The organism is Neomegalonema perideroedes DSM 15528, from assembly GCF_000374145.1.
Lineage (GTDB): Bacteria > Pseudomonadota > Alphaproteobacteria > Rhodobacterales > Rhodobacteraceae > Neomegalonema > Neomegalonema perideroedes.
In genome coordinates, this window is sequence record NZ_KB893653.1 from 591845 (window position 1) to 604732 (window position 12888).

Genomic DNA, 12888 nt, shown 5'->3' on the forward strand with positions numbered 1-12888 from the left:
AGAGCGCGGCCCCTCCCGCCTCAAGGCGCTGTGCGGATCGCGCAAATCCGGAAGGAGGCGCTCAGAAAGGCGATCCGCGATTTTTCCTGATAGGGGAAAATCCGTGCCGGTCATCGTGAATATGATGAAGATCCGTACAGGGTTCATCTATATTCGGGACTGGGCGCGATTCCTCCTAACGATTCAGGGAATTCTATCGTAGCATGCCCCGCCATGGACGCCGGCCTTCCGTCCGCCGCCTGCGCGGCTCCGGGGGAGGAGCGGGCGTCTCAAGGGGGACGACGACCAGCGCGTTTGAAAACGGCGCCTCCATGCGTCTGGGCGCGCGGGAACGAGGATCGCGACTGGAGGGAGACATATGTTGAAATGGGGAGTTTTCGCCTGTCTGGCGGCGAGTTTCGCCACGCCGTGCTTCGCGCAGGTCGTCGCTCCAAGTCCCGGCGCCTTCGCCCAGAAGCTCCGGGAGACGCGCATTGGAATCGTGACCGGCGGGCCGGGCGGAGTCTACATCCAGCTGGGCGCCGATCTCCAGAATCTGGTCGAGAAGGCCACGGAGGGCGGCTTGCGGGTTCTGCCCATCGTGGGACGCGGCTCGGTGGGCAATCTTCAGGATTTGCTCTATCTTGAATATACGGATTTCGCTCTGGTGCAGGCGGACGTCCTGCTCTCCATCCAGCAGGGCGATCAGAAGGAGTTCGATTTCCTCAAACGGCGCATCTCCTACGTCACGCGGCTGCATTCGGAGATCGTCCACGTCCTCGCCCGCGACGGCCTGCGCGACGTCGAGGATCTGCGCGGCAAGACCATCGCCGTCGGCGGCGCGGGCGGCGGCAGCGCCATCACGGCGCCCATCGTTCTGCGCGATCTGCTCGGGGTGGAGTTCGAGGTTTCGAATCTGAATCCGGGCGCGGCGCTGAACGACATGGTCTCCGACGACCCCGAGGTGGACGCCCTCGTCTATGTGGCCGGACGCGGCTCGCCGATCTTCCGCGAGTTCTCCGACGAGATGAAGGCGCGCCTCGTCGAGAAAGGCGTGGGCTTCGTCTCGCTGCCGCCTCCGCCGAGCGAGGGCGCGCCCTACCAGCCCGTCGGGATCGGCCATGAGGATTATCCTCTGCTGGTCGGCGAAGAGGAGGGCGAGGTCTCGGGTTGGGCGGTTCCGGCGGTGCTGGCGGTCTATAACTGGTATTCGGAAAGCAACACCCGCACGCGGCAGCGCTATGGCCGGGTCGAGACCTTCATCAACGCCTTCTTCAGCGCGCGCCATGAGCTCAACGACGGGCCGGGCGGCTATAACGCCAATTGGTGCGACGTGGACGTCGGCGCCTCCATCGAGGGCTGGACGCGTCTGCGGGCGGCTCAGGAATGGCTGAACCGCAATCCGCGGGCGGTCACGCAGATCTGCGCGGTGAAGCCGGGCGGCCCGAGCGTGATTCTCGCCGCCGATTGCCGCCCCTTCCATGAGCACATCGCGCAGGTGGGCTTGCGTCTGGAGGATCTGGTGGACCCCTACGCCCAGTTCGAGCGCTGGCTGGTGGCCAATCCCAAAGGCTGCGCGCCCCCCTGACGAGGGCTTCCTGCTTCGGGCGAAGACGAGAGGGGAAAGGAAGATGGTACCACCTCCCCGGCTCGAACGGGGGACCCCTAGATCCACAATCTAGTGCTCTAACCAACTGAGCTAAGGCGGCGCCTGTCTTCTTGCGGCGCATCTTAAGGGCTTCGGCGCGCGGAAGCAAGAGCGGATCGCGCGAAAGGAGGGGAGAGCCTGCGGCGTCTCCTCCCCCCGCTTCATTCCCCTCCCCCGCTTCATTCCCCTCTGTGACGCCCAAGCCCCTTTCGCCGGAGCGCGGAATGCGCTACCCCCTTTCGGGACAGCGAAGGACGGCGCGGGAGCGGCGCCGGCGAGGAGGGCCTCATGCCGATTGTGACCATGTTCGGCGGTTCGGGATTCATCGGGCGCTATGCGGCGCGCAAGCTGGCCAAGCGCGGCTGGCGGGTGCGGGCGGCGGTGCGCCGGCCCAATGAGGCGCATTTTCTGCGTCCCTATGGCGACGTCGGGCAGATCGAGCCGGTGCAGGCCAACATCCGCGACGAAGATTCCTGCCGCCGCGCCCTCGAAGGCGCCGACGCGGTGGTGAATTTCGTCGGCATCCTCAGCCCCTCGGGCAAGCAGAGCTTCGACGCCGTGCAGGCTGAAGGCGCAGGCCGCGTGGCGCGTCTGGCCGCCGAGGCGGGCGTCCGGCGCTTCGCGCATGTTTCGGCCATCGGCGCCGATCCGGATTCCGATTCGGATTACGCCCGCACCAAGGGCGAAGGCGAGACCATGGTCCGCACCGCCATGCCCAACGCCGCGATTCTGCGGCCCTCCCTCGTCTTCGGCGAGGAGGATGAATTCTTCAACCGCTTCGCGCGCATGGCGCAGTTTACGCCGGTTCTGCCCGTCGCGGGGGGCGAGACGCGCTTTCAGCCGGTCTATGTGGACGACGTGGCCGAGGCCGCCGTCCGCGCGCTTGAGGGCGAGATCGCGGAAGGCCGGACCTTCGAGCTCGGCGGCCCCGAGGTCCTGACCATGAAGGAGCTGATGGAGCTGATGCTGAAGATCACGCAGCGCAAGCGCGTGGTGGCGGACGTTCCTCTGCCTCTGATGCGCTTCGGCGCGGCCCTGACCGATTGGCTGCCCTTCGCGCCGGTCACGCGCGATCAGCTCAAGATGTTGGCGCGCGACAATGTGGCTTCGGGCGAATTGGCGGGCTTCGAGGCTTTCGGCATCGAGCCGAAATCCATGGAGAGCGTGCTTCCGGGCTATCTCTACCGCTTCCGCCCCTACGGCCAATACGCCCGCATGGAGAAGCCCGCCCGTCCCGACGAGGCTTGATCTCTCTCTGAACGGCGCAGGCGCGAATTCGCCCTTGCGCCGATCCGCGTCCTGAGCCAGCATCTCTCTAGAGGCAGCATTTGGCTCTGGAGGCCGCTTGACCGACGAGACCGCGCATCCGTCCGACGCCCCGTCCCCGACCGAGGGGACGGTCTTTGAATTCTCAGACAATCGCGTGGCGGCGGCCGTCTTCGGGCCGTTCAACCTCCACCTCGCCGAGATCGAGCGGGGCCTTGGGGTGAAGATCGACCAGCGCGGCAACCGCCTTGAAATCCGCGGCCCCGAGCTTGAGGTCGCCGCCGCTTTGGCGGTTTTGGCCCGTCTGCGCGAGCGCGCTCAACGCGGCGCCGCCATCGAAGCGGGCGACGTGCTCGGGGCTCTGCGCTTCGCCCGCGAGGGCGAGGAGCCGGGCGAGCCCTCTTCCGGCCGCTCCTCGGGCCGCGCCGAGGCCGTGCGCACCCGGAAAAAACTCATCGAGCCGCGCACGCCCGCGCAAAGGGCCTATCTGGATCTTCTGGCGAAAAAGGATCTGGTCTTCGGCGTGGGGCCCGCGGGCACCGGCAAGACCTATCTGGCGGTGGCCGCCGCCGTGGCCGCCTTCCTCGACCGCAAAGTCGAGCGGGTGGTCCTCTCGCGCCCCGCCGTGGAGGCGGGCGAGCGGCTCGGCTTTCTGCCCGGCGACATGAAGGAGAAGGTCGATCCCTATCTCCGCCCGCTCTATGATTCGCTGCATGACATGATTCCGCCCGAGCAAGTCGCGCGGAATCTGGAAAGCGGCGTCTTCGAGGTGGCGCCTCTGGCCTTCATGCGCGGCCGCACTTTGGCCAACGCCTATGTGGTGCTCGACGAGGCCCAGAACTGCACCGTCATGCAGATGAAGATGTTCCTGACCCGCCTCGGCGAGAACGCCCGCATGGCCGTGACGGGCGACCCCACTCAGGTGGATCTGCCCAATGGCGTGGAATCGGGATTGGCCCATGCGGTCAAGCTGCTGGAGAACGTCGAGGGCGTGGGCGTGGCCCGCTTCACCGGCGACGACGTGGTGCGTCATCCTCTGGTGGCGCGGATCGTCAAGGCCTATGACGCCGAGGGCGCCCGCCGCGCCGAGGCCCGTCAGCCGGGGCTGACTTCGTGATCCCCGAGATCGAAGCGGATGTCAGGATCGCCGATCCCGCCTGGGAGGCGGCGCTCCCTGAGGCCGAATCGCTCATCGCGCGAGCTCTCGCGGCGCTCTTCGCCGAGGAGGAGGCGCGGGCGGCTCTGAAGGGGGCTCCGGCGGCGGAGCTGGCGATTCTGCTGACCGACGACGCGGAGATCGCCGAGCTCAACGCTCAATGGCGCGGCAAGCCCAAACCGACCAACGTCCTCTCTTTTCCCGCCGATTCCCCAAGCTTCGGGGGGACTCCGCCCGGCGCGCCGCGCCATCTCGGCGATTTGGCCTTAGCCTTCGGCGTCTGCGCGCGCGAGGCGGAGGAGGGCGCAAAACCCTTGGCGGATCATCTCGCGCATCTTATCATACATGGAGCTTTGCATCTTCTCGGCTTTGATCATGAGCGCGGCGACGCGCAGGCGGAAGAGATGGAGGCTGTTGAAATCGCCGCTCTGGCGCGTATGGGGGTGGTCAATCCTTATGCGGCCTGACCCGGCTTCGGGAGTTTGACCTTTAATGAGCGACGGCTCATCCGGCGGAGGCTCATCCTCCGCAAACGGCGCGCCCCCCCTCTTCGAGCGTTTCAGGCGTTTCGCCGGACTGGCCCCAAGGGGCTCCGCCGAAGCCGGGACTGCGGACGGCGCCGACGAGGCCGCCGAGCCTCCCAGTCCGGCGCGCGATTCCTCCTCCGCGGCTTTGCGGGCCATTCAGGAGAACGTGCGGCGCCTCAGCGAATTCACGGTCGAGGACGCGATGGTCTCGCGCGCCGAGGTCGAGGCGCTGGAAGAGGGCGCGAGCTTCGACGAGGTGGTCGAGGCCTTCCGCAACGGGCGTCATTCGCGTCTGCCCGTCTATCGGGAGACTCTGGACGATCCTCTGGGCTTCGTCCATGTGAAGGACATCTTCAAGCTTTACGGCGTGGAGACGGGGATGCGCGGCTTTCGTCTGCGCGACCATATGCACGCCGCGCTGATGGCGCCGCCCACCATGCCTGCGGCGGCTCTGCTTCAGCAGATGCGCACCGAGCGCGTCCATATGGCTTTCGTCATCGACGAATATGGCGGCGTGGACGGCCTCGTGACCAATGAGGATCTCGTGGAGCTGATCGTCGGCGACATCGTCGACGAACATGACGACGAGAACGTCGAATGGACGCGGGAGTCGGACGACGTCTGGCTCGTGGACGGCCGCGCCTCGATCAAGGAGTTCGAACGCGAAATCGGCGTCGAGCTTTACGACGAGGACGAGGAGGTCGACACGCTCGGCGGTCTGGTCACGGCTCTGAACGGCCGCGTGCCTCAGACGGGCGAGACGCTGCTGCATCCCGAGGGCCACGCCTTCGACATCCTCGAAGCCGATCCGCGCCGGGTGAAGCGCATTCGTCTGCGGCTCGCGCGGCCGCGCGCGGAGGAGGCGACGCCCGTCGCCGCTTCGGCGGAGACGGCGGCCTCCGGCTCCGGCGAGGGTCAGGGTGACGCCTGAACCCGCGTCGAGGGCGGAGTCCGGCGCGCGCCCGGCCTTTGGACTGAGGCTGGCGGCGGCGCTCGCGGCGGGCTTGCTGGCCTCCGCGGCTCAGCCGCCCGCGCCCGGCTGGGCCTTCGCGGGCTTGGCTGCGGCTCTGCCGCTGCTGTTCCTGCTTCAGGCGGGCGCCGGGACGCGCCGTCGCGCCTTTCTGATCGGCTGGGGCGCGGGCTTCGCCTATTTCGCCTTCGGGCTGCGCTGGATCGCCGAAGCCTTTCAGGTGGACGCCGCCGCCCATGCTTGGATGGCGCCTTTCGCTGTGGGCGGGCTCGCGGCGGGGCTGGCGCTGTTTTGGGGCGCGGGCTTCGCCTTGGCGCCGCGCGCGAAGGGGCTTGCGGGGGCTCTGGCTTTGGCGGGGATTTGGGCGCTGGCGGAATTCGCCCGCGGCCATGTCCTCACCGGCTTTCCTTGGGCGCTCTTCGCCTACGCCGCCATTGAGACGCCTTTCGCTCAGACCGGCGCCCTCGTCGGGCCTTACGGCCAGACTCTCGCGATTCTCGTCGCGGCGGCGCTTCTGGCGGGATTCTGGCGGAGCGGCTTCTTGGGGGGGCTCCTGCGTCTGGCGGGGGCGGCGGCGCTGATCGGCGGCGGCTGGCTTTACGGCGCGGCGCGGCTGGCGGAGGTTCTCGCCGTCAAGGCCGACGCCCCGATGATCGGAATCGTCCAGCCGAACATTCCGCAAAAAGAGAAATGGGATCCGGCGCTGATGTCGGGCCATCTTCAGCTGTTGCTGGAGCAGACCAAGGCCCTCGTGGAGGCCGGGGCGACCGCCGTGATCTGGCCGGAATCCGCCGCGCCTTGGCCTTTGGCGCATCCCCGGATGCGCGAATTGGCCGCCGAAGCTTTGGAGGGCCGGGCGGTTCTGATCGCCGGAACCCAGCGCGTGGAGCCCGCGCCTCCCGGGGGAAGCGGGATTCTCTCCGGCGCGGCGGGCCGAGACCGCTGGTTCAACGCCGTGATGGCGGTGGAGTCCTCAGGCGCGGCGGGCGAGGTCTTCGATAAACGCCATCTGGTGCCTTTCGGCGAATATATGCCCTTCAGCGCGGCCATGGAGCGGCTGGGAATCAGCAAGCTCGTGCAGGCGCCGGGCGATTTTCAGGCGGGCGACGCGCCGCGTCTGATGCGGGCGCCGGGCTTGCCGCCTTTCGCGCCGCTCATTTGCTATGAGGCTATTTTCCCCGGGGAGATTCTGGAGCGGGGAGGCGAACGGCCTTCTTGGCTGCTCCATCTGACCAATGACGCCTGGTTCGGCGTCAGCGCGGGGCCCTGGCAGCATTTCGCTCAGGCGCGGGCGCGGGCCATCGAGCAGGGCCTGCCCTTGCTCCGCGCCGCCAACACCGGAATCTCCGCCGTGGTCGATCCCTCTGGCCGGATTTTGGAGAGCCGCGGCGTCGGCGTTCGGGGGATGATTCTCGCGCGCCTGCCCTCCGCCGCGCCGCCGACGCCTTACGGGCGCTGGGGCGACAAGGGCTTCCTCGCGGCGGCGGCGCTTTGCCTGATCCTCGGCTTCGGCTTGGGCTCCGGAGGGCGGCGCCCCGGATCGTGACGTGTCCGGATCGTGACCTGAAAGCCTCAAGGGGGAGGGCGCCGGACCCGCGCCTGTGAGCCGCCGCCTCCCCGGAGCCTCTGAACGTGGGCCGCCCGGAGGCTTCGCCTCGAAACCGGTCTTCGGCGTTCGGCGTATTTCTAAGAATGCTCTAAGAAGACGGCTCATTGGGAAATAAACAGTTCAGCCGTGACGGATAAAATTCCGAAAATGCGCCGAGGTCGTCCAGAACATAATCCCAATTCATTCTATTTTCTTCGACCTTGGGTTTGTCCGAAAGCTCTCGTCCCGGTTTTCCATCTCTCCGCCTACGGGTTCTTATTGCGTGCGAGAAAGCGACTCCCTATATGTCGCGGCTGTCGCTGAGCATGGAACCCAAACCTCATCGTTGAAACTCCCTGCTCCGTCGATGGGGATCGAAGGAGGGCGCGGCGGCGCATTGAGGCTTTACGGCCATATTCGCGCGAAGACGTCGCAGCTCGACTCGCCGTCGGTTGATCCGTCCTCGTGCGATCCCCAATATGTTCTGTCTACGCCGGGCGCCCGTGGTTTTGGGCGTCTTCGGAGTTTCGCAAGCCAAAGGAGGCTCTGTGTCCAAATCCCCCAATCCCATCGACGTGCACGTCGGGTCCCGCGTGCGGCTTCGCCGCATGTTGGTCGGGATGAGTCAAGAGAAGTTAGGCGAAAAGCTCAATCTGACTTTTCAGCAGGTGCAGAAATACGAAAAGGGCGCGAATAGAATCGGCTCCAGCCGCCTCTACACCATCGCCTCCATTCTCAACGTGCCTGTCCAGTTCTTCTTCGACGACATGCCCGCCACCATCGACATCTCGTCTCTCGCCTTCGCCGACGGCGGCGTGGCCGAAGACGACGAGGCGCCTATCGTGATGGATTTCGTCAATAGCTCTGAAGGTTTGCAGCTCAACACGGCTTTCTCCAAGATCGCCGATTCCGAGACCCGCAAACGCATCGTGGAGCTTGTGAAGACCCTCGCCTCCGCTTCGGAGGAGCAGTGAGCCGCGAAAAAGCATGAAGCTTTTCGCGTCCGCGACGCTGACCTGCAACAGCTTCCGCCCGCCGTCCGGGGCGGCCGGAAGTTGGTCAGGGCGCCTGAAGCGCCCCTCCCCATGATCCCTTGAAAATCAATCCGAAACGGACCCGCTCACAGACGTTCGAGCGGCGTGCGGTAGCTCATGCGCCGGACCGATCCGGTCTTGGAGCGCATCAGCACGGTCTCGGTCTCCATATGGGTGCGGGTGCGGCGCGCGCCCCGCAGGAAGGAGCCGTCCGTCACGCCGGTGGCGGCGAAGATCACGTCGGCGCGCACCATGTCGTCCAGACGATAGATGCGGTTCAGATCCTCGATTCCGGCCTTGCGGGCGCGGCCGCGCTCGGCGTCGTTGCGGAAGAGCAGACGGCCCTGAATCTGGCCGCCCATGCATTTGAGCGCCGCCGCCGCCAAGACGCCCTCGGGGGCGCCGCCGGAGCCGATGTACATGTCGACGCCGGAGTTTTCGGCGTCGGCGGTGTGGATCACGCCCGCGACGTCGCCGTCGGTGATGAGCCGCACGCCCGCCCCGGTGGAGCGCAGAGCCGAGATCAGCGCCTCATGGCGCGGACGCTCCAGCACGCAGACCGAAATGCCCTCGGGCGAGACGCCCTTGGCCTTGGCCAGAGCGCGCACGTTCTCCTCCGGCGTGGCGTCGAGGCTCACGACGTCCTTGGGATAGCCGGGGCCGACGGCGATCTTGTCCATATAGACGTCGGGGGCGTGCAGCAGCGAGCCGCGCGGCGCCATGGCGATGACCGTCAGAGCGTTGGGCATGGCCTTGGCGGCCAAGGTGGTGCCCTCCAGCGGATCGAGGGCGATGTCGACCTCCGGCCCGTTTCCGGCGCCGACCTCTTCGCCGATGTAGAGCATGGGGGCTTCGTCGCGCTCGCCCTCGCCGATGACCACCACGCCTTTGATCTCCAGCTGATTGAGCTGGTCGCGCATGGCGTCGACGGCGGCGGCGTCGGCGGCTTTCTCGTCGCCGCGCCCCATGAGCTTCGCCGCCGCGATGGCCGCCGCCTCGGAGACTCGGGCGAGCCCGAGCGACAAGAGGCGGTCCTTGAACTCGGGCGTCACGGTCTCGGCCATGGCCTTGCTTCCTTCACATCAAACGACTGAGCGTCAAATCTCTTCGATGCGCAGCGCCACCGGCGGCCGCGCGAGGGCGGGCAGGGCGCCGATCCGCGCCAGAGCCCGGCGCAAATCGCCTTCGCGCGCCTCATGGGTGACGATGGCGGCGGGCGCGGTCTGATCGGTGGGGCGCAGCTGGCGCATCGACTCGATGGAGACGTTCTCCGCGCCCAAGGCCGCCGTGACGCTCGCGAGGGCGCCGGGGCGGTCCTGCAGCAGAAAGCGCAGATAAAAGCGCCCCGTATGGTCTTCGATGGGCCGCGCCTTGATCGGCGCGAGCGCCGAAGCCGCCACCCCGAAGACCGGGCGCTCGTCGCCGCGCGCGAGATCCAGCAGATCCGCGACCGCCGCCGAGGCGGTCGGGCCCGCGCCCGCGCCGGGGCCGGTCAGGAAGATCCGCCCGACGGGCTCGGATTCGATTCCCACGGCGTTGGTCACGCCCTTCAGCCGCGCGATGTCCGATTTGGCGGGCACGAGGCAGGGGCTGACGCGCTGTTCGAGGCGTCCGTCGGGGTGGCGCGCCGCCAGACCCAAAAGCCGGATGCGATAGCCCAGATCCTTCGCCAGATCGATGTCGGCCACGCTGAGCCGGTCCACGCCCTCGATCTCCATGGATTTCAGATCCGGCTCGGCGCCGAAGGCGATGGCGGCCAGAATCGCGAGCTTATTGGCGGCGTCATAGCCGCCGACGTCGGCGGTGGGATCGGCCTCGGCGTAGCCCAGAGCCTGAGCCTCGGCGAGGATCTCGGGATAATCGCGGCCCGAGGATTCCATTTCGGAGATGATGTAGGCGCAGGTGCCGTTCAGCACGCCGTAAAGCCGCGAGACCTCGTTGGCCGCCAGACCCTCGCGCAGCAGCTTGATGGCGGGCGCGCCGCCCGCCACCGCCGCCTCATAGCGCAATTGGGCGCCGTTGGCCTCGGCCAGCCGGGCCAGAGCCCCGCCATGGACCGCCAGAAGCGCCTTATTCGCCGTGACGACGGATTTCCCCGCCTTCAGCGCCGCCTCGACGGAATCTTTGGCCGGGCCTTCCGAGCCGCCCATCACCTCGACGAAGACGTCGATCTCGGGCGAGCGGGCCAGCGCGACGGGATCCTCATGCCAGATCAGCCCGGAGAGGTCGAAGCCGCGGTCCTTGGTCTTGTCGCGGGCCGCGACGGCGGTCAGCGCGATGGGGCGCCCGCCCCGCGCGGTCAGAGCCTCGGCGCGTTCGCGCAGAAGCCGAACGACGCCGCCGCCCACCGTCCCAAGGCCCGCAAGCCCGACGCGCACCCCATTCCCCCTCATGAAAACCCCGCTCTCAGGCCGATTTCGCCGCTTTCGACGCCGGCGAGAATTGCCCGTAGCGGGCCATGATCGCGTCGGCGTTCTGGAACATCTTCTTCACGTTGCGGGCCGCCTGACGGATGCGGTGCTCGTTCTCCACGAGGCCGATGCGCACGAAGCCCTCGCCATATTCGCCGAAGCCGATTCCCGGCGCCACGGCCACCTCGGCCTCTTCGACCAGCAGCTTGGAGAACTCCATGGAGCCGAGCGCCTTGAAGGGCTCGGGGATGGGAGTCCAAGCGAACATGCTGGCCTCGGGCGGGGCGATCTCCCAGCCGGAGCGGGCCATGCTGTCGATGAGGGTGTCGCGGCGCTTCTTATAGGTGGCGCGGATCTCGGCGATGCAGTCCTGCGGCCCGTTGAGCGCGGCGGCGGCGGCCACCTGAACCGGCGTGAAGGCGCCGTAGTCGAGGTAGCTCTTGATGCGCGTCAGAGCGCCGATCAGGCGCTCGTTGCCCACCGCGAAGCCCATGCGCCAGCCCGCCATGGCGAAGGTCTTGGACATGGAGGTGAATTCCACGGCCACGTCCTTGGCGCCCGGAATCTGGAGGATCGAAGGCGGCGGAACATCGCCGTAATAGATCTCGGAATAGGCCAGATCCGACAAGACCCAGACGTCGTAACGCTTCGCCCAGGCCACGATCTCCTTATAGAAATCGAGGTCGGCGACATGGGCCGTCGGGTTGGAGGGGAAGCAGACGATGGTCGCCAGAGGCGAAGGCACCGAATGACGCGCCGCCCGGTCGAGGGCGCGCAGATATTCCTCGGGGTCGAATTTGCCCTCATGCAGCGCGGGCACATGGCGCAGCGCGGCTCCGGCGATGATGAAGCCGTAGGGATGGATCGGATAGGAGGGGTTCGGCGCGAGAATCACGTCGCCCGGCGCGGTGATCGCCTGAGCCAGATTCGCCAGCCCTTCCTTCGAGCCCAGAGTCACGATGATTTCGGTCTCGGGATTCAGCTTCACCCCAAAGCGGCGCTCGTAATAAGCGGCTTGGGCGCGGCGCAGGCCGTTGATGCCTTTGGAGGCCGAATAGCCGAAGACTCCGGGACGCCGGGCGGTCTCGACGAGCTTCTCGACGATATGGGCGGGCGTGTCCATGTCCGGATTGCCCATGCCGAAGTCGATGATGTCCTTGCCCGCCGCTCGCGCCGCGGCCTTCAGACGGTTCACTTCGGCGAACACATAGGGCGGCAGGCGCTTGATGCGATAAAAATCGGTCTGCATGGCGGGCTTCATGAATGCGAGGAAAACGCGGAGGAATCACGCGGCGCGGGCTATGTCGCAAGTCCGCGCCCACGCGAATCCTTGGGCCTTATAAGCCCGCGCCCGCGCGAATCCTAGACTCAAAACCCTGCGCCCAAAGGAGGGAGGCGGAGTCATTCGTCGCGCATGGCCTCTTCGGCGCGGGTTTGGGCGGCGGTGCCGAGGCTCGAGAGCGCGGAGGCGTCGAAGGGCGCGGGGGCTCCGGCGACGCCTTGGGCGCGGGCGGCGGCGGTCTGAAGCGCCGAAGCGTTCACCCCGAAAGGCCGCGCGGCGCGGGCGCGGGCCGCCGCGAGGACCGCCGCGTCGGCGGAGGAGGAGGCGGGCGGCGTCGTCTCTCCGAAGGGACGGGCGGCGCGGGCGCGCGCCGCGGCCAGAGCGGCGGCGTCCTCGGCCGAGAGCCCCGACAGGGCGGAAGAGGGCGCGGCGGCCGGAGCGGCGGAAGGCGGCGCGATCTGCGGCGAAATCTGAGGCGCCGGTTGGGCGGCCCGGCTTTGGGCCGCCGTCCCCGCCGAAGCCAGAGCCGCGACGTCGAAGGGCGCGGAGGCGGGCGGCGGCGCCTGCCGGGCCGAAGCCGCGAGGCTCGCCGAATCGAAGGGCGGAGAGACGGGCGGCGCGCGGCGGGCGAGGGCCTCCAGCGCCGCGATGTCCACCGGAGCGCCCGAAGCGGGGGGCGTCCTCTCGGCCAGAGCCTCCAGCGCGGCGAGATCGGGAATCGGCGCGCCCTGAGGCTGAGGCGGCGGCGTCACGCCGCGGGCTTCGGGGGCCACGTCCACCGCGCCGACCACGATCGCCCGCGCGGCCAAGCCTTGCGCCTGAGGCTCCAGAATCGCCCGGGCCTCGGCGGCGCGGGCGACGGCCCCGGCCAGATCGGCGGGCGCCTGAGGCGCCTCCTCCAGCTTCGGCCAAGGCGCGGCCTCGACCCAGGGGCTTTCCGGCAAAGCGGGAATGGGTTTGAGCGCGCAGCCGCCCAAGGCCGACAGCGCGAAAAGCAGGACGGAGCCTCGGATGGGGGGCAAAGGAC

The 12888-nt window shown here is 67.9% G+C and carries 11 protein-coding genes and 1 tRNA gene; 7 read left to right on the plus strand and 5 right to left on the minus strand.

What is annotated here, in order from left to right; translation table 11 throughout:
• Nucleotides 1-358: 358 nt before the first annotated feature.
• Nucleotides 359-1567: a TAXI family TRAP transporter solute-binding subunit gene (locus tag B161_RS0102825; protein WP_018631842.1), complete on the plus strand. Its 1209-nt coding sequence runs from the start codon at nt 359-361 to the stop codon at nt 1565-1567.
• A gap of 44 nt (nt 1568-1611) precedes the next feature.
• Here B161_RS0102825 and B161_RS0102830 read toward each other — a convergent pair.
• Nucleotides 1612-1688, minus strand: a tRNA-His gene (locus tag B161_RS0102830).
• A 227-nt stretch (nt 1689-1915) separates the two neighbouring features.
• Here B161_RS0102830 and B161_RS0102835 point away from each other — a divergent pair.
• The 6 genes from B161_RS0102835 to B161_RS0102860 all read left to right on the plus strand — a co-directional run bounded on the left by B161_RS0102835 (nt 1916) and on the right by B161_RS0102860 (nt 8108).
• Nucleotides 1916-2875: a complex I NDUFA9 subunit family protein gene (locus B161_RS0102835; RefSeq protein WP_018631843.1), complete on the plus strand. Its 960-nt coding sequence runs from the start codon at nt 1916-1918 to the stop codon at nt 2873-2875.
• A gap of 97 nt (nt 2876-2972) precedes the next feature.
• A complete protein-coding gene (locus B161_RS0102840) occupies nt 2973-4010 on the plus strand; it encodes a PhoH family protein (protein WP_018631844.1) in 1038 nt (345 codons plus the stop codon).
• A complete protein-coding gene (ybeY, locus tag B161_RS0102845) occupies nt 4007-4516 on the plus strand; it encodes an rRNA maturation RNase YbeY (RefSeq protein ID WP_018631845.1) in 510 nt (169 codons plus the stop codon). Before B161_RS0102840 ends, ybeY begins: the two co-directional genes overlap by 4 nt.
• A gap of 25 nt (nt 4517-4541) precedes the next feature.
• Nucleotides 4542-5507, plus strand: coding sequence for a hemolysin family protein (locus B161_RS16420; protein WP_018631846.1), 966 nt, complete (start codon nt 4542-4544; stop codon nt 5505-5507).
• Nucleotides 5497-7092, plus strand: coding sequence for an apolipoprotein N-acyltransferase (lnt, locus tag B161_RS16425; protein ID WP_018631847.1), 1596 nt, complete (start codon nt 5497-5499; stop codon nt 7090-7092). Before B161_RS16420 ends, lnt begins: the two co-directional genes overlap by 11 nt.
• Nucleotides 7093-7682: 590 nt before the next feature.
• Entirely contained in the window at nt 7683-8108 is a 426-nt protein-coding gene (locus B161_RS0102860; RefSeq protein ID WP_018631848.1) for a helix-turn-helix domain-containing protein, read from the plus strand.
• Between the two features lie 146 nt (nt 8109-8254).
• Here B161_RS0102860 and glpX read toward each other — a convergent pair whose 3' ends face one another.
• The 4 genes from glpX to B161_RS0102880 all read right to left on the minus strand — a co-directional run bounded on the left by glpX (nt 8255) and on the right by B161_RS0102880 (nt 12883).
• Nucleotides 8255-9232: a class II fructose-bisphosphatase gene (glpX, locus tag B161_RS0102865; protein ID WP_018631849.1), complete on the minus strand. Its 978-nt coding sequence runs from the start codon at nt 9230-9232 to the stop codon at nt 8255-8257.
• A 33-nt stretch (nt 9233-9265) separates the two neighbouring features.
• The gene (locus tag B161_RS0102870) at nt 9266-10561 is read right to left on the minus strand and encodes a homoserine dehydrogenase (RefSeq protein WP_026310145.1); all 1296 of its coding nucleotides are present in this window, start codon (nt 10559-10561) and stop codon (nt 9266-9268) included.
• Between the two features lie 13 nt (nt 10562-10574).
• Nucleotides 10575-11828, minus strand: a complete 1254-nt coding sequence (locus B161_RS0102875; RefSeq protein ID WP_018631851.1) for an LL-diaminopimelate aminotransferase — start codon at nt 11826-11828, stop codon at nt 10575-10577.
• 152 nt (nt 11829-11980) lie between these two features.
• The gene (locus B161_RS0102880) at nt 11981-12883 is read right to left on the minus strand and encodes a hypothetical protein (protein ID WP_026310146.1); all 903 of its coding nucleotides are present in this window, start codon (nt 12881-12883) and stop codon (nt 11981-11983) included.
• Between the last annotated feature and the right edge of the window lie 5 nt (nt 12884-12888).